A 19,823-nucleotide genomic window follows, 5' to 3' on the forward strand; every position below is an offset into this window, starting at 1 on the left:
CGATGACCCGCCGCGCCAACATTGTCTGCCTCGGGGCCGGCCGCATGGGGCGCGGCATCGCCGTCGCGTTCGCCTACGCAGGGCATACGGTCACGATGATCGATATCAAGGGCCGTTCCGCGGACGATTTCGCCAGGCTGGAGGCGGACGCGCTCGACGAAGTCGGGAAGACCTTTGCCAGCCTGTCGAAGCTGGGACTGCTGACCGAGGCAGATGTCGATCCGCTTATCGCACGGGTTTCGGTGGTGCCGGCCAGCCGAAGCAGCGCAGCGCTGGCCGAAGCCGGGATGGTCTTCGAGGGCGTTCCCGAGGTCGTCGAGCTCAAGCGCGAGGTGCTGGGGGCGGCCTCAAAGCAAGTCGGCCCGGATACGATCATCGCTTCGACCACGTCGACCATCCTCGTCGACGATCTCGCTGGGGCGATCGTGAACCCTCGCCGCTTCCTCAATGTGCACTGGCTCAATCCAGCCTATCTGATCCCGCTGGTCGAGGTTTCACCCGGCAAAGCCACCGATCTCGCCATCATCGATGAGGTCAAGGCGCTGCTCGAAGCCATCGGAAAGGTCCCCGTGATGTGCGCGGCGACGCCTGGCTTCATCGTCCCGCGCATCCAGGCGCTGGCGATGAACGAGGCCGCACGCATGGTCGAGGAAGGCGTCGCCAGCGCCGAGGAGATCGACAAAGCGATCCGTTACGGCTTTGGCTTCCGCTATGCCGTGCTCGGACTGCTCGAGTTCATCGACTGGGGCGGCGGCGATATCTTGTACTATGCCAGCCGGTATCTCGAAGGCGCGCTCGGCAGCGACCGCTATCGCGCGCCGGACGTCATTTCCCGCAATATGCGAGAGGGCCGCATCGGCTTGCGAACGGGTGCCGGCTTCCTCGATTATTCAGGCATGGACGTCGATGCCTATCGCGTGAAGCGGCTTCAGGCCATGGTCGACCTGCTCCGGCATTTCGGCCTGGCGCGCCCACCGGTCCTCGACCGCAGCTAGCCGAAGACGTCCTGCAGCACGCCTTCACGAACGACCGCGACGCCGTCGAGTTCGATCGTCGTTCCCATCATCGGCAAATCAAAGTGGCCCGCCGTGTAGCGGCCGGCAAATTCGTTCGCGCCGGTCGAGAAAAGGAAATTGCCGGAGACGGCACGAATTTCAGTGCCGTTGGTGTCGCGCTGGTCATACATCGAGAGGGCTTCGTAGCGGGCCCCCGGATTCATGCCGAAACCGACATGCGAGACCGCATAGGCCTCGCGATCGCCCCACGCCGCGAGATAGGCGCGCATCATCGCCGCATCCGTGCCCTCGCCCTCCAGCTCGACAACATAATCGTCCTTCAGCGTCATTTTCACCGGGGACGCCAGGTAGCGCTTGAAGGTCAGATTGATGTCACCGGGGGCCATCACCAACGTCCCGTTGATCGTTCCGCTCTTGGGAAAGCTGACCACAATGCCACCCGGCCAGTGCGCCAGCGTGCCGGGCTTGTCGGTCCAGCCCCACACGCCGACCGTGGACGCACCGACCATGTCAACGTCGAGCGTCGTGCCGGCTTTCGATGTCACGCGCATCCGCTTCGTCCCACGCAACAACTTCGCCGCCGCGCGAACACGCTTCTCGAGTGCGGGATCCGGCACCATCCGCTCCAGCGCTTCCGGGTGTTCGTTGGAGATCACCAATATCCGCGCGCCGGCCTTGAGGATTTCCGGCGTTTCCACCGCATGCATCAAGCCCTCGATGGTGCAATCCACCACAAAGCCGGCCTGCTGGAGTGCGGTGATGACCGGACCAAGCCGCTGGATTGCCTCGCTTGCCCCGGTCGAGCGAACCGGCACGATATTCCGGTTACGCGGCGTCGGCATCACCACATGAAACGGCCGCGCGCCCATCCGCAGCAGGGCGAGCTCCGCCAAATGAACGTTCAGCGCACGCGATTGGGTTTCCGAGAGGATCGCCGCGGTGTCGCCGGCCTTGACAGCGCAGCGCTCAAAGATCTCGCAAAACGCGTCGATCCATTTTGCCTCGATGCGATCCGCCAGCATGGTTCACTCCCGGTCTTCTGGTTTCTTTGTTCAGTCAGATCACGCTTCGGGGAAGCCCCGCAAGAGATACGATCGCAAGGCGCCCAGCAAGCCGTTCAGGATCAACCCCAGCAGCGAGATCGTGATCAGCGGCACGAACATGTCGACGGCCTGAAAAGTTCGGGCCGCCGTCACCAGCACATGCCCCAACCCGTCCGTCGACGTGATCATCTCGGCCAGAAACACCACGATGCAGGAAATGACAAGGCCGATCCGGCAGCCGGTCAGGATCGAGGGCATCGCTGCCGGCAAGACCACCTTGAACAAGATTCCATAGCGCGGCGTTCCCGCCGCCATGGCCGACCAGATCAGCTTCTGCTCGACGGTTGATGCGCCGTAATAGGTGGACAGCAAAATGGGAAAGAGTGCGTCGGCCGCCACCAGCGTGATTTTCGATCCGTGGCCGAAGCCGAGCAGAAGCAACAGCGCCGGATAGAGTGCGACTTTAGGCAACGGCGCCAATACGCGCACGATTGGCCGAACCACGGCGTTGATCGCTGGATTGGCGGCCGCGGCAATGCCGATACTTACACCGAGCACGACCGCAATCGCAAAGCCGGCAAACAGCCGGATCAGGGTCGCGGCGATCTCCTGCTGAAACGTCCACGTCACGAGTTGCTGGAGCAACCTGCTGAAGATGTATCCCGGCGGCGGCAGCAAGACCGCAGGCGCAAAGCCGAACGATACGAGGCTTTGCCACACCGCGATCACGAGCACAATTGGCGCGAGCCCTAGAACGACGTTTGCTGAGAGAATACGCGATGTCATGAGAAGCTCAGCGGCATGTCGAACTGAGGTTCGGACCAGCGCACCAGCCGTGCGCGGACCCGCTCAAAAATCGCATCGAGGCAAATTCCCATCGCCCCCACGATGATGATCATCGCGAAGACGGTGTCGTATTGGCCCATGTCCAAAGCGTTGAACAGAATGTTGCCTGCGCCGGACTGGCGGGCGATCATCTCGCTGGTGATCATCGTGATCAGCGCCAGCACGAGACCCGTGCGACATCCGGTCAAGATCTCCGGCAGCGCCGCCGGCAGCACGATCCGCACCAGCCGTTGCAGCGGCGAAAGTCCCATCGCAGCGCCCGACCACAGCATCTTCTCTTCGACGGCTTGGGCTCCCTCAAAGCTGTGATAGATCACAGGGAGGCTGACGCCGAGGAAGATCACCAGCGTCTTCGTGATGTCGCCGACGCCCAGCCAAAGCATGATGATCGGCATCAGCGCCGCTTTCGGCACCGGATAGATCACCATCAGAAACGGGTTGAAGAAGGCCGCGACGGCGCGGCTACGCCCCATCAACAGACCCAGCGGGATCGAAACGAGCACGGCTACACTGAACCCGATCGCCATGCGGCGAAGCGAGGCCAGGATATTGATCAGGGACTCCTTGTCGCCAAGGATGTCCGGGATTGCGCGGATCGCCTCGATCGCCGTCGGAAAGCTGTCATTCTTCAGCGCGAGCGACGCGACCTGCCACACCGCCAGCAGCCCGATGCAAGCGAACACCGGTGCGGCACGTCTGACGGCGGCACCCAGAGATGTCATGACGGCGATCCGGTCTCGTCGACCTCGTCGAACATCCGCTCGATGTCGACGACGTATTTCTGGTAGCGCGGATCGAGCAACAGCTCGCTGCGGCGACGCGGCCGAGGCAGATCGATGTCGATCACCTGCCGAATGCGGCCGGGAGATTTCGACATCATCACGACCTTGTCCGACAGGAAGACGGCCTCGTCGACCGAATGGGTCACAAACAGCACCGTCTTGCGGTCACGCTCCCAGATGTTCAGGAGATCATTCTGGAGACGTGTACGGGTGTGCGCGTCGAGCGCGCCGAACGGCTCGTCCATCAGCAGAACTTCAGGGTGGTAAGCCAATGTCCGGGCCAGCGCGACGCGCTGCTTCATGCCACCCGAGAGCTCCTTGGGATAAAAGTTCTCATAGCCTTTGAGGCCGACCATCTCGATCAAGGCCTGGCTCTGTGCTCCGGCCTCGGTGGCAGGCACACCTTGCTGGCGCAGGCCATACATCACATTGCCCAACACGGTCTTCCAGGGAAACAGAGCGAACTCTTGAAACACTGGTCCGCGATCCGGACCCGGCCCCGTGATCGTCTGTCCCTTCATCCTCGCCACGCCGCTGGTCGGGTTGACGAAGCCGCCGACGATATAAAGCAGTGTCGACTTGCCACAGCCGGACGGACCAAGGATCGAGACGAAGGCTCCTTCCTCGATCGTCAGCGAGATGTCCGATAGCGCCAAATGATCCTTACGCGCCGAGGTCTGGAAAACCTGGGAGACGCGGTCGATCTCGATGATCGCAGAAGCCGGCCTTTGCGACGTCACCGGATTCACCCATTCGCTCGATCTCGAAGGCACTACCCTCATCCCGTCTCTCGCTTGACTCACGCGCGAACGTCACGCAATCGATCCGCTGATGTCCTCCATCAGCTGATCGAGCTTAGCAAGAAACTTGCCAGACGGGCGGTCAATCTCGCACGGAAGCGGCGCGTCATTCGAACCAAGGCCATTCTGCAGGGCCCTCATGTGTGACGGCTCCGCCCGGCGCCTGTCCGACCAGCCGCGCATACTTTGCGAGCGCACCTGCACGGTGGCGGGGTGGCCGTGGCTTCCAATCGCGTCGGCGCGCCGTGAGTTCCTGCTCGTCGACCAGCATATCCATCCGCCGGTTTGCGGCATCGATCCGGATCCTGTCGCCGTCGCGAACAAGCGCCAACGGACCGCCGACAAACGCTTCGGGGGACACGTAGCCGATGCACATGCCGCGAGTGGCGCCGGAGAACCGTCCATCGGTGATCAGGGCCACCTTCTCGCCCATACCCTGGCCGTAGATCAGCGCGGTAACGCCGAGCATCTCGCGCATGCCCGGGCCGCCGACTGGCCCTTCATTGCGGATCACCAGCACCTCGCCCGCCGTGTAGGCGCGGTCACGGACCGCTTTGACACATGCCTCCTCATCTTCGAAGACACGCGCAACGCCCTCGAAGTGATGACTCTTCAAACCTGCGACCTTGATCACCGCACCGTCTGGACAGAGATTGCCCTTCAGAACCGCCACGCCACCATCAGGCATGATCGGCGCGCGAGACGCGTAAACGACTTCACCATCGGGAGCGTTGGCCGCGCCATATTCTTCAGCGAGCGTGCGCCCGGTCACGGACAAGCAGCTCCCATCGATGTGCCCGCTCTGGATCAGCTCGCGGATCACGACGGCCGCGCCGCCGATGTCATAGACATCCTTCGCCGTGTATTTGCCACCCGGCCGCAAGTTTCCGATCAGCGGCGTCCTGGCAAAGACCTGGCCGACGTCATCGATCGTGAATGCGATCCCGGCCTCATTCGCGATCGCCGGCAGATGCAGCGCTGCGTTGGTCGAGCCGCCCGTGGCGGCCACAATCGCCGCACCGTTCTCGAGGGATTTCCGAGTCACGAGGTCTCGCGGCAGCGGGCCGCCACGTTCCAGCATCTCCATCACCAGTCGCCCGGCGCGGCGCGATATCTGTGCACGTTCGGCATAGACACCGGGCACCATCGAGACGTTGGGAATGGTCAGCCCCATCGCCTCCGACACCATCCCCATCGTGTTCGCGGTAAACTGGCCGGCGCACGCACCAATGGTCGGTAGGCAGGCGCGCTCGATCCGCTCGAGCGTGGCGCCGTCGATCTCTCCGGTCATGAAGCTGCCGACGGCTTCATAGGAGTCGAGCACCGTGAGAGTCCGTCCGTCCACCCGGCCTGGCAACGAGCTGCCGCCGTAGATGAAAATGGACGGTACGTTGCAACGAACCATGCCCATCATCACTCCGGGAAGCGTCTTGTCGCATCCGCCGTACCCGATCAGCGCGTCATAGGCGAGACCATGAACGACGGCTTCGATCGAATCCGCAATCAGCTCGCGCGAAAAGAGAGAAAACTTCATTCCCTCGTGATTCATGCTGATGCCGTCGGAGACCGACACGGTCGAGAATTCGCGCGGCGTGCCGCCAGCCTCCTCGATTCCCGTCTTGGCCGCGGCCACCTGGAAGTCGTGGGTCATATTACAGGGCGTCTGCTCGCCCTTCATGCTGACGACGCCCACCATCGGTTTGGCGATCGCTGCGTCGTCAAGCCCCATTGCGCGCATGAAAGCGCGGTGCGGGGCCCGGTCGAGGCCGTCAGTCGTGACCCGTGATCGCAACTTCTTCATACGCGCATCTTCTTCAGGCAACGTCCCGGATGATCCGCGGCGCCGCGATCTCGTCGTTCGATAATTCGCGCCCCGCGCCTATTCCAGCGGCGCGACGATCGTCGCGTGCTTGAACTGCGTGGCATCCAGCTTCGGCAGCATTCCGGTCTCCGCGTAGATGTCCAGCATCTTCTGGATCGCGGGGAAGTTCGGCGCAGCGCCTGGATCCCGGCCGAAATCGTTGTCCTTGAGCAGATAGGTCTCGAGCACCGGAATAGGCGCCTTCAGAACCTCATTGACGACCTTTAGCGTCTCTTCGCGGTTGGCCAGCGCTTTCTTCATGCCTGAGGTAATGTCACGCACGTAGGCCTTCACCAAGTCGGGGTTCTTGTCGACGAAATCAGCGCGGCAGGCTTCCAGGATGTGCACGATGTTCGGCATCGCCTGCGACAACGAGAACAGCTTTCTTGTGCCACCCTTCGCCTCCGCACGTGCGGCAAACGGCTGGTTCATGTTGACCGCGTCGACACGGCCCTGGCGCAGCGCATCTTCGGAGACGGCAAAGCCGACCTCGACCAGCTTAATATCCTTGGCCGGATCGACGCCATTCTGCTTGAGCAACAGGTTGAACGGGCCTTGCGTGCCGCCACCAATCACGGAAATGCCGACCGTCTTGCCCTTGAGATCGGCGATCGTCTTGATAGGCGAGTCATCCATCACCGCCCAATAGACCGAGAAACCGCCGGGCTTCTCGAAGACGTGCTGCGCCACGATGTAGGCCTTGAGATTGCCGCCGACCACACCGTTGGCGAGCGACAGCGGCGCTTGCGTCGCGCAATCCAGCGCGCCGGCCGCCAATGCCTGCGTCATCGGCGCGGTGCCCTGAAATTGGGTCCATTCGATGTTGTAGGCCTTGCCGATATTGGGAAACTCAGCTGGCCTGCGCATCATCCAGTACTTGGATTCCTCGGCCGGGATGGTCCAGCCAACGCGAATGGTCTGCTGTGCCCATGACGGGCCTGCCCCCGCGCTCGCAGCCGCGGCCGCTCCCAAAGCCAGGATCCACTTCGAAACGGTTCGCATCGTGCCCACTCCGCTGCTCCGGCGCCGACCGGCGCCGCCCAACCCGACCGCCTCAAATGTTTCATGGTTCAAACAATCAGGCAAGCCATGCGAGCCGGACGGTTTCGCCGTCCGACCCGCAATGTATGGTAAGGCGGCGTTTGCGCTGCGACAGAAGGAGGCAACCTATGGCTGATGCGAGCAAGACAAACCCGCAGGGCGTCGAGAGGCTCGGCTATCTCGGCCTTGGACTGATGGGAACGCCGATGACCCGGCGCCTGCTCAAAGCCGGCCATCAGGTCGCTGTCTGGAATCGTTCGGAGGGCAAGGTCGCTCCGATCGTCGCGGCCGGCGCCAGGCGCGCAGCCACGCCCCGCGACATGTTGGCGAACGCGGATATCGTCTTCATGTGCGTGACCGATGCCGCCGCCGTCGAAAAGGTGATCTTCGGACCCGAAGGTCTTGCAGCGGCTTCCGGCGCAGGCAAGCTCGTCGTCGACTTCTCGTCAATCCATCCCGACGCCGCGCGCGATCTTGCAGCGCGGCTGAAGGACGCGAATGGCGCGGGCTGGATAGATGCGCCGGTGTCCGGCGGCACCAAGGGCGCAGAGGAAGGCACGCTCGCCATCATGGCCGGCGGAGAAGCTGCTGACATCGAGCGGGCACGGCCCTATGTGCTGCACATGGCACGCAGGTTCACCCACATGGGCCCGATCGGGGCTGGCCAAACCACAAAACTCTGCAACCAGGTGATCGTCGGATGCGCGATGGCCGTTTTGGCGGAAGCAACGCGCCTTGCCTCGAATGCAGGAATTGACGCAGGCCGGCTGCCCGAGGCCCTCGCCGGCGGCTTTGCGGATTCCATCCCGCTTCAGCTCTTCGTGCCGCGCATGGTCCAAGGCATCCACTCGCCGCCGCTTGGCCATATCGCGACAATGCTCAAGGATCTCGACACGGTCGCCGATGTCGCCCAGGCGACGTCAACGCCGGTGCCGATGGCGACCCTCGCGGGACAGATATTCAGGCTGGCCAAAGCTGCCCGCGGCGCGGACGCGGACGCTTTGGAAATCTACAAGCTCTCGGCCACAGGCCGCTGAGCCGACGAGCGTCCTTGAATCGCCTTATGGCGACTTCTTGCGTTCATCATCAGCCAGGAACCGGCCATACACCCCGCGCGCAAACAGCAGGGGCTCCTTGGCGCTGTAGGCATAAGCCTCGACCGCGCCGAGAAAGATCACGTGGTCACCGCCATAATAGCGATTAACCGATCTGCATTGAAAGTTGGCGACACTCTCCGCAAGCACCGGAGCACTCCCGAGGCCCGGGGTCCAGTCGATCCCGGCGAACTTGTCCTCGGACGATTTTGCAAATTTATTCGCAAGCGCCTGCTGCGACGTGCCGAGTATGTGAACGGCGAAATGGCTGGCGTTCTGAAACACGGGGAGGCTTGAGGAATAGAATCCGAGGCTCCAGAGGACCAGAGGGGGATTCAGAGAGACTGACGCGAACGAATTGCAGGTGATGCCATAGGGCTTTCCGTCTGGGGCCATGGCTGTGATGATCGTTACGCCCGTTCCATATGTACCGAGCGCGTTGCGAAAATCGCGGGGATCGATCGGCGAGCTGTCGCTGGCGAGCTCATTGGCTGGGTCGGGAGCGGCCGGCTGCTTCGGCAGATCATTCATCGGCCGGCCTCACAGCGTGAGATTCTCGGACGGCAGGCCCAAAGCCACCCGTCCGTAGTTGGTTCCGGCCGCATCAAAATTGAACGCAAGATGCGAGTTGATCGCGTGCGCATCGCGGAAATGCCGCTGCAGCACGCCCGTCGTGAACAGACCGCGCGCTCCGCTCGCCGCAAACAGCATCGAGACCGCGTCGGTGCACAGATTCACCGAAAATGCTCCATCGCGACGATATCTGGTCTTGGTCGCCATATCAGGAATACGACCGCGCCTTGCATCCTCCATTGCATTGACGCAGGCCGAACGCATGATCAGGCGCGCAGCGTCGATCTTGGCCGAAGCCTCCGCGATCTTGATTTGCGTGCTTTGAAAGTCGCTGAGCTTGGCACGGTTGTAGGTCGAGATGCGATGACGCGCGACCTCCGCATAATCGTCGAGGCATACTTGCGCGTTCCCCAGCGCGACGCCGGAGAGGACGTAGGGAAACAGCGAGAACACGGGTAGCGCATACAGCGGATTGGGATTGACCTTGCTTCCCGGCGTCGGGCCGCCCGCAAGATCGCCAACCGCGACCGTCATAAAGTCGGGCACGAAAGCGTCCCTGACTTCGACGTCGCAGGACCCCGTCCCGCGCAGGCCCGCGACATTCCAGGTGTCCAACACCTTGTAATCGCCCTTCGGCAGCAGAAAGATTCGATACTCGATGCCGTCCGCCTCGTCGTCGGAGTAAACGACGCTTGCAAGCATGTTCCATTCGCAGGAGGCAACGCCGGAGGAGAACGGCCAGCTGCCGTGCAACCGGTAGCCGCCCTCGACCCTCGTGGCGCGTCCGGCAGGAAAAATGAACGAGGACGCAATCAGCGCGTCCGGATCGGGGTCCCAGACTAAATCCTGCGCCTTTTGCGCGAACATGCCGAGCATCCAATGGTGGCTTGCCAGGTTAGCGAGATTCCACGCCACTGACGCATCCGCCATTCCCAGCAGTTCGGCGCAGTCGACAAGAGCGACATAGTCAAGCTCGGCACCGCCGATGCGCTTCGGCTGCAGCATGCGGAACAGGCCGGCGTCGTGGAGATCCTTCTCGGTTTCCGTCGGAAGATGCCGCAGTTCCTCCGTGCGGGCAGCCCGCTCTCGCAGCCGCGGCACCAGCGCCCGGGTCCTCGCGATCATTGCCGCATAGGCATGTTCGCCGGCTTCCCGCCCCGTCGGCTGGCCCATGCTCGGCTCTTGACCAGGCGCCATTCGAGTCCCTCGCTTTCACATAGTTATGCGGCGGGAACTTCGCCAAATCAAGCTGGGCAGGATTAACGTTGCGTGGTCGCTCTGCACCCCGGCTGTCCGCAGGAATGCGATGTCGCGTATACCGTCTTCTCGAAGCAGCCTTCCGCAAGCTTTGCGATGCCTGGCTCCACGGAGCCGACCGCTCAGGCTTAGCCTGAGGTCGATGGCTTGCCTGATCCAAAGACGCCCTTCTGAGTGAACTCCGAAATCCGGCGCTCGTCGTAACCGAGCGTATCACGCAGGACGTCTTCGGTATGCTCGCCTAACAGGGGCGCAGCGACGGGATCAATCGCTCCCGTCAGGCTCATATTGATCGGAGGTTCGATATTGGGGATCCACTCTGCCGTACGGTGCGGAATTCTGTTCAGGCGATGGCGCTGGCGAGCCTCGGGCGCATTGAACCCCTCTTCGACCGTTCGGAGATAGCCGACCGGAATATTGGCCAGCTTCATCCTTGCCATCCAATTCTCGAGGGTATCGCTCGCGAAGACCTCTGCAATGGCTGCCCGCAGGAGCTCCTTGTTCTCGGAGCGCGCTTTGCGTGACGCGAACTGCGGATCAGCGATCAAATCGGGCCGGTTCAGCACCTCGACCACCAGCCGGCGATAGAGCCGGTCATTGGCGCAGGCCATGTAAAGCGGCCCATCGGAAGCTTCATAGACACCGACAGTGGGGGACCCGCTCGGCGAATTGCCGAACCGGCCAGGGTTTTCGCCGTTGATCAGATAGGCCATGCCGTAAAAGCCGGTCATGCCCATGGCGACGTCGAACAGGGCGACCTCGACATGCTGCCCACGGCCGAGCCGATCGCGCGCCAATAGCGCCAGCAGGATGGCGTTGCAGGCGGACATCCCCGTCGCCATGTCCACGATCGGCGGGCCGGTACGAACCGCCGGCCCATCGGCAAACCCATTGAGCGACATGAAGCCGCTTTCCGCCTGCGTGATGGGATCGAAGCCAGGCCGCGAAGCGAACGGTCCGGTGCGTCCGTAAGCGGAAATCGAGCAATAGACCAGCCGCGGGTTGAGCGGCGCGACCGCCTCGTAGTCGAGGCCGAATTTCTTCATGACCCCGCTCGAAAAATTCTCCACGACCACATCCGCCTTCCTGATCAGGTCCAGTGCGATCTCGCGGGCCTGCGGCACGGTCAGGTCGAGCGCGATACCGCGCTTGTTGCGATTCAAGCTCAGATAAGCGGCGCTTTCGCCGCCGATTTCGGCGTGTTCATAAGCGCGCGTATCGTCGCCGCCATCGGGATTCTCGATCTTGATGACGCGTGCACCGAAATCGGCAAGCGTCTGCGTGCAGGCCGGCCCCGCCACTATGCGCGTGAAATCGACGACCAAGAGACCGTCGAGCGCGGTAGGCGCGCCCGTCGCCCGCGACGAACGTTCCGGTAATTGAGGCTTGGTGGGCATCGACGGCGCTCCCTTGCATCGGCTTATGGTCGCCGAATTTCCTGCAAGACCAAACTTAAAGCCCGGCGCCTCCGACTTCGCAAGTGCCTCAGCCGCATCGCTTCAATACGCAAAAAGGGCCCGGCAGCCGTCAAGCTGCCGGGCCGTCGGACATTCTGCATGTACAAGGTCGTGCGACGTCTAGCGCTGGCCATTTGACGTTGTAAAACACGTTCCGCACGACGGGAAACCCTGCTCAGCGAAGCCACTTTCGCCAATAAAGCGTATGCGCCCAGGCCCAAGGAGCCTCAGGTTCGAAGAGACGATAACCCGCCTGGATGAAGTTATTCGCAGAGACTGGATTGTCCGTCGTGTCAGAGACGACGCTGTCCCATCCGATACGCCGTCCCCTCGCCTCGACCACACGCATCAACCTGCGCTGAAGGCCGCGCCCCCAATGCCGTTGCAACACGCCGACCCTGGAGAAGTAGCCGCCGTTTCGAACGTGCGTCGACGGCATGACGCCGGCAAAGGCGACCGCCTCATCGCCATGATAGGCAAGCCACCACGCTCCCAACTCGAATTGCGGCATGGCCGCCGCATCGAAGAACGTCAGCTGATGCAGATCAGCCAACGTGTCGACGAGGTCGTCATCGGATGCATCGACGATACGAATTCTGTACATGAGACGGCCCGTTTGCGGGAAATAGCGTGAGTGCAAGTGCAGCCATGTCGTCACCGTGGCGGCTCACTTGCCCAGTACGACCTTAACGCCTAGCCAGACGGCGCCCATCAGTCCGGTCGCGATCACCGTGATAACGGCCTTGAAGGTGTAGCTCTGCGCCTGCTCCACGCTCTTTCGCCACCTCCGCAGATGCTGGAAATCGGCCCTTAGTTCCTTTCGATCGTCATCTTCGATTCCGAAGGAAGCCAGCACCGATGCGACGGCCTTCAAAACGATTGCATCGACACTCTCCTGTTGCAGCCTGTGTTGCTCTGCCAGTGTCTCGGCAACTATCGCCCTGATTTCTTCATCTGGCATCTTCACCGCTTGATGATCCTTGCAACGTTCTCGAAACCACGCTTGGCGAAGTAGAAGGAGACCACCAGATTGGCCGTGATCGCCGCAAATCCCGCCAGAGGGTCCGTCGTTCCGAGGCCGAGAACCTTGTCGAAGATCAGGAGCTTCGCAAAGTAGAGAGCGACGCAGTAACCCATCAACTTGTCCGGCTCCCAAGTGCGAGCGATATCAGATGGGCGGTCATCGTCTCTCCACGAAAAAAGAAAATGCGCGGCAGATCGCGTGACGAAGCCGCGATCGTTTCGGGCGCGAACCCTATCTCCGTGTCCGGAGACCGCAGCGGCGCGAGCAACAGGCCCGGCGCCGCGGACCGGCACGTTCGCGCGTGCACGGCCAGCAATGGTACGGACGGCGGCGCGCCAATCGGCGCTCCCTTAACGTGATCTAGCGAGTGCGTGGCCGGATGCGCGGCCACCGTCCGATCTGAAATCGAGACGAAAAAACCCGCGGCGGATGCTTCCGGCGCGGGTGAACCAAACTCGTCTCGATGATGTCATTCTGCCGGTGTTTTGCCCGACGTGTCAAACCTTGTCTTGAGTGAGATCGTCACGCCAAACAGAAACAAAAAAGCCCGCTGCGGATCCGCGCGGGCCGAACCAAACGTCTTTCGATGATGCCATTCTGCCAGTGTTTTGCCCGACGTGTCAAACATTCCTCGTTCGACCGCACCGTGCCGGAACTTACCCGAAGAGCGGCGCGTTTATTCCTTCAGTCAAAGGAACGTGCATGCGATGAGCCACACCGTACTGGTTGTTGACGACGATCCCGGCGTCCTCGACGTCATCGTGGGCATGCTGGAAGATCTCGGCTGCGAGGTGACAAGCGCCCAAAGCGGGCGGGATGCGCTCGATCGGCTCGGGCAGAACGAGAACATCTCCATCCTCATCACGGACATCAATATGCCGGGCATGGATGGTCACGAACTGGCCGAACTGGCGAAGCGGCTACGCCCGGGATTGAATATCCTGCAATTATCGGGGCGCGAACCGCGGCGCGGGGGCCTGCCAATGATTAGAAAACCGTTTTCGTTCGAGGAGCTCGCCGACACCATGCAGCGAACCATCGGCGTTCGCTGAACGCAAGATGCCCAGAAGAAAACCCGCGGCGGGGGCTCCCGCGCGGGTCGAACCAAACTCATGTCGATGATGCCATTCTGCCGGTGTTTTGCCCGACGTGTCAACGCGGCGAACGCGGAAGAAGGAGCCCTCCCTCCCACTTTGATATGTGGTGCGCAAGGGGCTTGCTTCAAGCCCCCCGCCCTGCCGTAGAACCCCCGACCCAATGACCATCCAAAGCAGCAACTCGAGGGGGTCCACATGCCTGTATTGCTTCCGTCGTCCCGGCCGCGCGGCCGTTCCGAGCGGGCCGGCGCCATCCGCGCGAGCCACCATGCCGTGGTGATCGCCGGCGGCGGCCCGACCGGGTTGATGCTGGCCGCCGAGCTGGCGCTGGCGGATGTCGACGTCGCGGTGGTCGAGCGGCGCGCGGATCAGGAGCTCGTCGGCACGCGGGCCGGCGGATTGCACGCGCGTACCATCGAAATCCTCGATCAGCGCGGCATCGCGGAGCGCTTCCTGCGGGAGGGGCAAGTCACCCAGCTCGCGGGCTTCGCCTGGACCAGGCTCGACATCGGCGATCTCCCCACCCGGCACGCTTATGGCCTCGCGCTGCGGCAGAGCCACATCGAGCGCATCTTGGCCGACTGCGTCGAGGAGCTCGCGGTGCCGATCTATCGAAACTCCGAGGTAACGGGCTTCGTTCAGGACGCGACCGGTATCGACGTTGCGCTCTCCGGCGGCAAGACATTGCGCGCAAGCTATCTCGTCGGCTGCGACGGCGGTCGCAGCCTGGTGCGTAAGAAGGCCGGCATCGATTTCGTGGGCTCCGATCCGACGCTCAGCAATCTCATGGCCGAAGTCGAGATGCGCGACGAGCCGGCGTGGGGCCTCCGCCACGACGCCATCGGCTTTCATGGTCTCAGCAAAGCGGAGAGCGGTCGCGTGCTGGTCGTCGTGACGGAAGCGACGCTCGACCGCACCGGCGAACCCGGCTTGCGCGATCTCAGCGATGCGCTCGTCGCCGTGTATGGCACCGACTTCGGGGTCCAAAATCCCGCCTGGATCTCCCGCTTCACCGATGCGGCGCGCCAGGCCGTGTCCTATCGCCGGGAGCGCGTGCTGCTCGCCGGCGATGCCGCGCATATCCATCACTCCGTCGGCGGACAAGGCCTCAACACCGGCGTGCAGGACGCGGTCAATCTCGGCTGGAAGCTGGCGCAGGTGGTCAGGGGCATTTCGCCCGACGGCCTGCTCGACACCTACCACGCCGAACGGCATCCCGTCGCCGCATGCGTCTTGCGCAACACCATGGCGCAAATCGCCCTGCTCCGCCGCGGCGAGGCCGGCCTAAAGGCTGCGCGCGATGTGGTGTCCGACCTGCTCGCCATGGACGAGCCGCGCAAACGTTTTGGCGCGATGATGAGCGGACTCGATATCCGCTATGATCTCGGCGAAGGACACGAACTGCTCGGGCGTCGCGTCCCCGATCTCGACCTCACGGTCGATGGCTGCCCCCGAAAACTCTTCGCGCTGCTGCACAGCGCACAGGCTGTGTTGCTCAATTTTGGCAAGCCCGGCAGCGTCAACATCGCGCCCTGGGCAGATCGCGTCGGAACAGTCGACGCCGACTACAACGGCGCATGGGAGCTTCCGGCCATCGGACAGGTCACCGCCCCCAAAGCCGTGCTCGTGCGGCCCGACGGGCATGTGGCGTGGGTCGGAGATGAGAGCCAACGCGGACTTGCGGACGCCCTGACGACCTGGTTTGGACCGCCGGCTGTGGCGTAGCGCACGAACGTCAGAGACGCCATACAAACAAAGCCCGCGGGATTCCGCGGGCTTGATCCGAACTCATCTCGATGATGCCATTCTGCCAGTGTGTTGCCCGACGTGTCAAACGACCTCGCGTGGTGCGCCTAGGACTTCGACGCCTTCACTCCGGCCGAAGCAACAGACAAAGCCAGATCTTCCACGAATCTCGACGTGAAGACACTAGGGACGAAGGTTCTTTTAATTGCCGTAGGGATCTCCGAAGCGTAGGCCTCTAAGACCGGCAGCCTTGCAGGCGTCCTTCATTGCTTGGTCGCAAATAATCCTCGTCTCCAGAAAGCGTGGCCGGAAAATATGAGCAGAACCGATGGCCTCCTCTCTGAAGACAAAGCTGGAAATCGCCACGTTACTGTACCGCCTGAAATCTGTCCCATCATCCAGGATTTCGACGTTCGACTTTTCCTCGTCGATGACATCGAGTTGGCGCACGATATCGCCAAGCCAATAAACCGGCGCAGCTCCATTCAGTGACCGCGTTTCGCACTTCAAGAACGCCACACCCTCTCTATCCACGGCCTCCAGAACGCTCTTCATCCGATCTGATACGAGCCAAAGGTCGTGAAATAGCTCCCAATCGACCGGCGGCCGCCCGAGAGATTTATCGATAAGCAATCGTGGCGGCTCGGACAGCGGAGGAAAGCATCGTTTGCCTCGCGGTGACATCAGCGGGCGGTTTCCGCTCAGGACCACGATATTTTCCATTTGCAAACCGGGGGGCGAGTGAATTCTGAAATCCAGCCCGACACGATAGAGTTTCGGCGCCTTCGGCTTTCGTCGTTCAGTAGGGGACGCAGCCATGAATCATTCCTCCCTGCGAATATGCGCTCGGCTCCTCACACTCATTACGCCAAACCGTCGGTACGGAAGACAAAAGCAATCGACTTCGTAGTAGCGCTGCTTTCGCGCGTTGGGTCGTCGTTTCGTACCCATGACCATCATGCGCGTCGAGACGCGGCGTAGAACTACCATCAACTGCCAACAAAAAAGCCCGCGGTACCCCCGCGGGCTCGATCCAAACTCATCTCGATGATGCCATTCTGCCAGTGTTTTGCCCGACGTGTCAAACGACCGATCTCAAACGGCGCGATCGCAACTCCTTTCGTATCAACTCTCTCTATCGTGCCGAACCGTCGCTACAGAACAACACAGGCAAACCGCCGAATTGATCGGAGTTCTTGTAGCGAACTGTGAAGCGCTCACGCGCGCTGCCACCAAACGTATCACCGTCTTTGACCACAAGTCCGTGCTCGACCAGATAGACGGCTAGGCCATCCACTTTTTCGATCAAGGTGGCAAGCGCCAGCTTGCGAGTCTCGAACTCAATTTCACGCTCGGCAAATGCCGACAGCCCCATCGTTACCGCGCCGATGCCTGCGTCTGATCGGAACGGCAATATGTCGACCCACAGCGAGGAAGGGCAGTCGGGAAACGGCGCAAACGATCGGGTCGAAAAGTCCAACCATAGATCGGCAGGTCGCGCGACCTTGCCATTCCAGACCACAGCGCAGCATTGCGGCATGGTCGCGATCAACGCGCCGATGACTGCAGTCGTCAGACGAGCTGTGGGCAAAGGTCGCTGGTTTTGGCCAAGCACCGAAACGATCAGATGCCCTCGGTGCCGCGCAGCGATCGCCTTGCCCTGCGGCCATGTCGCGGAAGCGCGCGACCACAGGCCGGGATCTTCTGGAATGGCCGCCGGCATCGACATGACCGCAACGAGTTCGTTGCCACAGCGAAGGAGCGGCGAACCCTGGCGACCGCTCCCCTCGCCGCCTCCTTCCACCTCCATCGGCAGTTCGGGATGTCGCGCCCGAATAGCCTCGGCAAGCGCGGCCATGTCCGGAGTTGCAGGCGTCTCCAACAAGACCAAGGCAAGAAACGACTTACTCATTCGGCCGCCTCAGGTAAGTTTCGAAGCGTGACCATCAATCACGGCTCGCTCATAGGTTGAGTTGACCTCAACTAGAACATAACGAGAACGATGTCAACGCATGCTCGCCCCGTACTCCACGCTTTTGCTGTTCCGAGCGATGTGCGAAAGCCCATGCATGCGAGCTCGCGGCCTGGCAGCGTGTTCGCGCTCGACTTGTCGGGGCTGACGGCCCCCGGATCAAGGGACTAGAACCTCGCCGCGACGGACGCTCGAGATTTCCGGAGGAATGTATCAAATGTTGCAGACGCCTGCCGGGGACAGGCATACAGTCAGCCATCACCGCGCGGCACGTGGCATCGGTCGGTGATGAGAACGCCAGTTGCGCTCCCGCCCCACTCGAACGAGGGAGCAGCGTCATGCTGAGGCGGCGTCGTTTCAAACAGTCCAAAACTCTCCACGAGCGGCTCGCAGACGAGGCCGCACGCCTTCGCGACGAGGCCCAGGCGCTTGCGCCGGGGCGGCGCCGCGAGATCCTGCTGCGCCGGGCGCGACAGGACGAGACGGCCATCCAGATCGAGTCCTGGCTGCATTCGCCCGGCCTGAGGCCGCCGACATGACCCGGCAATACCGCGCGTATCTGGTCGGCGAGAACGGCGTGTTTCTCTCCGCCGAAGCGTTCGAGGCTGACTCCGATGTGGCCGCGCTTCGCGTCGCACAACAGTTCACGCGCCGGGGCAACGTCGAGGTCTGGCATCTCGACCGGAAGATCGGGCTGTTGACGCAAGCCACGCCGCCCGTCGCAGCCTGACCGGCAGCCACGCACCTGAGCCGCCGCACCGGAAGGTGTCACTCCTCCGCAAGCTTGCGCTCGATATAGGCGTCCACCGTCTCGGCGAAGGAGCGCTGCACCCCGACCGCGGCACCGTGCTGGTCGAGCGCGTCGCGCTGGAGCACGCGCAGGCCGCGCCCGCGCAGGCTGGCCGGCGCGGTGTTCAAATATTGATCGATGGCGCCTTTGGCGAGCGGAATGGCCCTCGGATCGCCCCTTGCGATCAAGAGACGCAAGAGGCTCTGGCAATCGGCCAAACCGGGCATGGCTCAGCCTTCAGCGTTGCTGCGATTTCGGCTTCGGTCGCTTGACCGTCTGGGTGTGCGTGCCGAACAGCGCCAGCAGAAACGCGATTTCTTCCTTCGAACCGACCTGGATCATGACTTGTCTCCTTCACGCTCCGTTGGTCGGGGCCAACGGGCGCGGCGTTCAGGACAATCGGGTTTCAGCAATGTTTCAGGCGTGTTTCGTCGGGACCGAAAACGATCTCCAGACCTTTCGATGATGGGTGATGATGCCGTTCTGCCGGTGTTTGTCCGATCAGCCCGAACTCGTGAAAACGGCCCCGGCGCGGGACGGGGGGCTGGGGGCGCCGGAGCCGCCATTTCCGGCCGGCGATCGGCGGTGTGCCGGCCATAATCCCAAATGGAGTTTGGAGCTGGAAGTTCCTAAAGTGGACCGGCAACTTCGCAGCCTCTTCTTCACTTTCTTCAGCCGCTGCCCACCTGCCTGACCGCCTTCCTCACCGCGGATGGCTGGCAGATCAGGAAACTGGGAAATTCACCGGTCTGGTCCACATTTGTTATGGTAAGGATTTGTTAACCGGGAAAAGATGGCAACCCGGGGAGCTGGTCGAGGCATTTCATTTCGGAATTATTGAAACCCGGAAGCATGAGGGGCCGCTGTCCAAGACAGCGGCCCTTTGCTTTGACACCCCGCGAAGGCGCCGACGGGGATATAGAAATAAATCATGAACAAACGAAAGGTGATCTTCACCTCGAGTTCATGTCGCCAGCCCTAAACCTCGGGCCCTGACGGCACGTAGGTAGGAAACATGTCCTTTGACCCGATGGCCGCTGCGGTTGACTGGCTTGATGCCTATCGCGCCGGCGACATCGAAACCATTTTGAAAACGTATGCCGATGATGCGATCGTCCATTGCGCCTGCGGCGGCATGAAGACGATTTCGACCCGGCAAGGCCTGCGTGCCTATTGGGTCGACCGTCTCAGGGATTATCCCGCTTCGCATCTGGACGATCTCCATCCGTCGGAGGATGGAGCAGCCATTTCCTATATCGCGCGCGATGGCGTCGTGAGCGCGATCCTCACCTTCAATGCATCAGGTCAGATTGCTTCGTTGACGTGCGGGCCTTTGAACCAGGGCGTGTACTCATCTGTGGACGCCCCGCCAGATGCAAGCGGTTTTTGAGGAAGATTGGCACGTAGTCGGATGCTGCCATCTG

The 19,823-nt window shown here is 62.0% G+C and carries 22 protein-coding genes and 1 pseudogene; 7 read left to right on the forward strand and 16 right to left on the reverse strand.

The window, feature by feature from the left end; all coding sequences use genetic code 11:
* Positions 1–2: 2 nt before the first annotated feature.
* Complete coding sequence (locus AC5ZFO_RS40330) at positions 3–995, forward strand: 3-hydroxybutyryl-CoA dehydrogenase (RefSeq protein ID WP_282524597.1); 993 nt, start codon at positions 3–5, stop codon at positions 993–995.
* Here the strand turns inward: AC5ZFO_RS40330 and AC5ZFO_RS40335 are convergent.
* From AC5ZFO_RS40335 to AC5ZFO_RS40360, 6 genes are all read right to left on the reverse strand, one after another.
* Complete coding sequence (locus AC5ZFO_RS40335; protein WP_282524596.1) at positions 992–2,038, reverse strand: 2,5-dihydroxypyridine 5,6-dioxygenase NicX family protein; 1,047 nt, start codon at positions 2,036–2,038, stop codon at positions 992–994. The two genes, AC5ZFO_RS40330 and AC5ZFO_RS40335, sit on opposite strands and share 4 nt — an antisense overlap.
* Before the next feature lie 39 nt (positions 2,039–2,077).
* Entirely contained in the window at positions 2,078–2,845 is a 768-nt protein-coding gene (locus tag AC5ZFO_RS40340; protein WP_282524595.1) for an ABC transporter permease, read from the reverse strand.
* The gene (locus AC5ZFO_RS40345; protein WP_282524594.1) at positions 2,842–3,627 is read right to left on the reverse strand and encodes an ABC transporter permease; all 786 of its coding nucleotides are present in this window, start codon (positions 3,625–3,627) and stop codon (positions 2,842–2,844) included. The genes AC5ZFO_RS40340 and AC5ZFO_RS40345 overlap by 4 nt, the downstream gene beginning before the upstream one ends.
* The gene (locus AC5ZFO_RS40350) at positions 3,624–4,469 is read right to left on the reverse strand and encodes an ABC transporter ATP-binding protein (RefSeq protein ID WP_282524593.1); all 846 of its coding nucleotides are present in this window, start codon (positions 4,467–4,469) and stop codon (positions 3,624–3,626) included. The genes AC5ZFO_RS40345 and AC5ZFO_RS40350 overlap by 4 nt, the downstream gene beginning before the upstream one ends.
* A 124-nt stretch (positions 4,470–4,593) precedes the next feature.
* Complete coding sequence (gene ilvD, locus AC5ZFO_RS40355; protein WP_282524592.1) at positions 4,594–6,288, reverse strand: dihydroxy-acid dehydratase; 1,695 nt, start codon at positions 6,286–6,288, stop codon at positions 4,594–4,596.
* 78 nt (positions 6,289–6,366) lie between these two features.
* A complete protein-coding gene (locus tag AC5ZFO_RS40360) occupies positions 6,367–7,350 on the reverse strand; it encodes an ABC transporter substrate-binding protein (RefSeq protein WP_282524591.1) in 984 nt (327 codons plus the stop codon).
* A 167-nt stretch (positions 7,351–7,517) separates the two neighbouring features.
* Here AC5ZFO_RS40360 and AC5ZFO_RS40365 point away from each other — a divergent pair, with 167 nt between their 5' ends.
* A complete protein-coding gene (locus AC5ZFO_RS40365; RefSeq protein ID WP_282524590.1) occupies positions 7,518–8,426 on the forward strand; it encodes an NAD(P)-dependent oxidoreductase in 909 nt (302 codons plus the stop codon).
* 24 nt (positions 8,427–8,450) lie between these two features.
* Here AC5ZFO_RS40365 and AC5ZFO_RS40370 read toward each other — a convergent pair whose 3' ends face one another.
* The 7 genes and pseudogenes from AC5ZFO_RS40370 to AC5ZFO_RS40400 form a co-directional block, all read right to left on the reverse strand.
* Positions 8,451–9,014, reverse strand: a complete 564-nt coding sequence (locus AC5ZFO_RS40370) for a flavin reductase family protein (RefSeq protein WP_282524589.1) — start codon at positions 9,012–9,014, stop codon at positions 8,451–8,453.
* Positions 9,015–9,023: 9 nt separating this feature from the next.
* On the reverse strand, positions 9,024–10,229 hold the full coding sequence (locus tag AC5ZFO_RS40375) for an acyl-CoA dehydrogenase family protein (protein WP_496123616.1): 1,206 nt from the start codon (positions 10,227–10,229) through the stop codon (positions 9,024–9,026).
* A 212-nt stretch (positions 10,230–10,441) separates the two neighbouring features.
* Positions 10,442–11,710 (reverse strand): CaiB/BaiF CoA transferase family protein, encoded by a 1,269-nt coding sequence (locus tag AC5ZFO_RS40380; protein ID WP_282524587.1) that lies wholly within the window; start codon positions 11,708–11,710, stop codon positions 10,442–10,444.
* A 235-nt stretch (positions 11,711–11,945) separates the two neighbouring features.
* On the reverse strand, positions 11,946–12,374 hold the full coding sequence (locus AC5ZFO_RS40385; RefSeq protein WP_282524677.1) for a GNAT family N-acetyltransferase: 429 nt from the start codon (positions 12,372–12,374) through the stop codon (positions 11,946–11,948).
* 63 nt (positions 12,375–12,437) lie between these two features.
* Positions 12,438–12,737: a hypothetical protein gene (locus AC5ZFO_RS40390; protein WP_282524586.1), complete on the reverse strand. Its 300-nt coding sequence runs from the start codon at positions 12,735–12,737 to the stop codon at positions 12,438–12,440.
* Positions 12,734–12,928, reverse strand: a pseudogene (locus AC5ZFO_RS40395) (hypothetical protein); the annotation flags it as partial. The pseudogene AC5ZFO_RS40395 and the gene AC5ZFO_RS40390, both read right to left, overlap by 4 nt.
* A gap of 335 nt (positions 12,929–13,263) precedes the next feature.
* Complete coding sequence (locus tag AC5ZFO_RS40400) at positions 13,264–13,422, reverse strand: hypothetical protein (RefSeq protein ID WP_282524585.1); 159 nt, start codon at positions 13,420–13,422, stop codon at positions 13,264–13,266.
* Between the two features lie 79 nt (positions 13,423–13,501).
* On the opposite strand from AC5ZFO_RS40400, the gene AC5ZFO_RS40405 reads away from it, so the two are divergent.
* Together AC5ZFO_RS40405 and AC5ZFO_RS40410 are read left to right on the forward strand one after the other, a co-directional pair.
* Positions 13,502–13,846 (forward strand): response regulator, encoded by a 345-nt coding sequence (locus tag AC5ZFO_RS40405; RefSeq protein WP_282524584.1) that lies wholly within the window; start codon positions 13,502–13,504, stop codon positions 13,844–13,846.
* A gap of 240 nt (positions 13,847–14,086) precedes the next feature.
* Positions 14,087–15,616 (forward strand): FAD-dependent monooxygenase, encoded by a 1,530-nt coding sequence (locus tag AC5ZFO_RS40410; RefSeq protein ID WP_496123617.1) that lies wholly within the window; start codon positions 14,087–14,089, stop codon positions 15,614–15,616.
* A gap of 222 nt (positions 15,617–15,838) precedes the next feature.
* Here AC5ZFO_RS40410 and AC5ZFO_RS40415 read toward each other — a convergent pair whose 3' ends face one another.
* Positions 15,839–16,456 (reverse strand): imm11 family protein, encoded by a 618-nt coding sequence (locus AC5ZFO_RS40415; RefSeq protein WP_282524582.1) that lies wholly within the window; start codon positions 16,454–16,456, stop codon positions 15,839–15,841.
* 316 nt (positions 16,457–16,772) lie between these two features.
* Positions 16,773–17,549 (reverse strand): DUF4261 domain-containing protein, encoded by a 777-nt coding sequence (locus tag AC5ZFO_RS40420; RefSeq protein ID WP_282524581.1) that lies wholly within the window; start codon positions 17,547–17,549, stop codon positions 16,773–16,775.
* Positions 17,550–17,947: 398 nt separating this feature from the next.
* Here AC5ZFO_RS40420 and AC5ZFO_RS40425 point away from each other — a divergent pair, with 398 nt between their 5' ends.
* The gene (locus AC5ZFO_RS40425; RefSeq protein ID WP_282524580.1) at positions 17,948–18,148 is read left to right on the forward strand and encodes a hypothetical protein; all 201 of its coding nucleotides are present in this window, start codon (positions 17,948–17,950) and stop codon (positions 18,146–18,148) included.
* Positions 18,145–18,339, forward strand: a complete 195-nt coding sequence (locus tag AC5ZFO_RS40430) for a hypothetical protein (protein ID WP_282524579.1) — start codon at positions 18,145–18,147, stop codon at positions 18,337–18,339. Before AC5ZFO_RS40425 ends, AC5ZFO_RS40430 begins: the two co-directional genes overlap by 4 nt.
* Before the next feature lie 38 nt (positions 18,340–18,377).
* Here AC5ZFO_RS40430 and AC5ZFO_RS40435 read toward each other — a convergent pair whose 3' ends face one another.
* A complete protein-coding gene (locus tag AC5ZFO_RS40435) occupies positions 18,378–18,626 on the reverse strand; it encodes a hypothetical protein (RefSeq protein ID WP_014493719.1) in 249 nt (82 codons plus the stop codon).
* Between the two features lie 788 nt (positions 18,627–19,414).
* Between AC5ZFO_RS40435 and AC5ZFO_RS40440 the strand changes: the two genes are divergently transcribed.
* Entirely contained in the window at positions 19,415–19,789 is a 375-nt protein-coding gene (locus AC5ZFO_RS40440) for a nuclear transport factor 2 family protein (protein WP_282524578.1), read from the forward strand.
* The last annotated feature ends 34 nt before the right edge of the window (positions 19,790–19,823 follow it).

It is taken from the genome of Bradyrhizobium sp. Unk1 (assembly GCF_059512345.1).

What these genes read in the sequence shown, in the direction of transcription:
- AC5ZFO_RS40420 (WP_282524581.1), bottom strand. Translation starts at nt 17,549, where the DNA reads ATGAGTAAGTCGTTTCTTGCCTTGGTCTTGTTGGAGACGCCTGCAACT.
- AC5ZFO_RS40400 (WP_282524585.1), bottom strand. Translation starts at nt 13,422, where the DNA reads ATGTTTGACACGTCGGGCAAAACACTGGCAGAATGGCATCATCGAAAG.
- ilvD (WP_282524592.1), bottom strand. Translation starts at nt 6,288, where the DNA reads ATGAAGAAGTTGCGATCACGGGTCACGACTGACGGCCTCGACCGGGCC.
- AC5ZFO_RS40345 (WP_282524594.1), bottom strand. Translation starts at nt 3,627, where the DNA reads ATGACATCTCTGGGTGCCGCCGTCAGACGTGCCGCACCGGTGTTCGCT.
- AC5ZFO_RS40365 (WP_282524590.1), top strand. Translation starts at nt 7,518, where the DNA reads ATGGCTGATGCGAGCAAGACAAACCCGCAGGGCGTCGAGAGGCTCGGC.
- AC5ZFO_RS40335 (WP_282524596.1), bottom strand. Translation starts at nt 2,038, where the DNA reads ATGCTGGCGGATCGCATCGAGGCAAAATGGATCGACGCGTTTTGCGAG.
- AC5ZFO_RS40425 (WP_282524580.1), top strand. Translation starts at nt 17,948, where the DNA reads ATGCTGAGGCGGCGTCGTTTCAAACAGTCCAAAACTCTCCACGAGCGG.
- AC5ZFO_RS40415 (WP_282524582.1), bottom strand. Translation starts at nt 16,456, where the DNA reads ATGGCTGCGTCCCCTACTGAACGACGAAAGCCGAAGGCGCCGAAACTC.
- AC5ZFO_RS40375 (WP_496123616.1), bottom strand. Translation starts at nt 10,229, where the DNA reads ATGGGCCAGCCGACGGGGCGGGAAGCCGGCGAACATGCCTATGCGGCA.
- AC5ZFO_RS40410 (WP_496123617.1), top strand. Translation starts at nt 14,087, where the DNA reads ATGCCTGTATTGCTTCCGTCGTCCCGGCCGCGCGGCCGTTCCGAGCGG.
- AC5ZFO_RS40350 (WP_282524593.1), bottom strand. Translation starts at nt 4,469, where the DNA reads ATGAGGGTAGTGCCTTCGAGATCGAGCGAATGGGTGAATCCGGTGACG.
- AC5ZFO_RS40430 (WP_282524579.1), top strand. Translation starts at nt 18,145, where the DNA reads ATGACCCGGCAATACCGCGCGTATCTGGTCGGCGAGAACGGCGTGTTT.
- AC5ZFO_RS40380 (WP_282524587.1), bottom strand. Translation starts at nt 11,710, where the DNA reads ATGCCCACCAAGCCTCAATTACCGGAACGTTCGTCGCGGGCGACGGGC.
- AC5ZFO_RS40360 (WP_282524591.1), bottom strand. Translation starts at nt 7,350, where the DNA reads ATGCGAACCGTTTCGAAGTGGATCCTGGCTTTGGGAGCGGCCGCGGCT.
- AC5ZFO_RS40385 (WP_282524677.1), bottom strand. Translation starts at nt 12,374, where the DNA reads ATGTACAGAATTCGTATCGTCGATGCATCCGATGACGACCTCGTCGAC.
- AC5ZFO_RS40435 (WP_014493719.1), bottom strand. Translation starts at nt 18,626, where the DNA reads ATGCCCGGTTTGGCCGATTGCCAGAGCCTCTTGCGTCTCTTGATCGCA.
- AC5ZFO_RS40405 (WP_282524584.1), top strand. Translation starts at nt 13,502, where the DNA reads ATGAGCCACACCGTACTGGTTGTTGACGACGATCCCGGCGTCCTCGAC.
- AC5ZFO_RS40340 (WP_282524595.1), bottom strand. Translation starts at nt 2,845, where the DNA reads ATGACATCGCGTATTCTCTCAGCAAACGTCGTTCTAGGGCTCGCGCCA.
- AC5ZFO_RS40440 (WP_282524578.1), top strand. Translation starts at nt 19,415, where the DNA reads ATGTCCTTTGACCCGATGGCCGCTGCGGTTGACTGGCTTGATGCCTAT.
- AC5ZFO_RS40330 (WP_282524597.1), top strand. Translation starts at nt 3, where the DNA reads ATGACCCGCCGCGCCAACATTGTCTGCCTCGGGGCCGGCCGCATGGGG.
- AC5ZFO_RS40370 (WP_282524589.1), bottom strand. Translation starts at nt 9,014, where the DNA reads ATGAATGATCTGCCGAAGCAGCCGGCCGCTCCCGACCCAGCCAATGAG.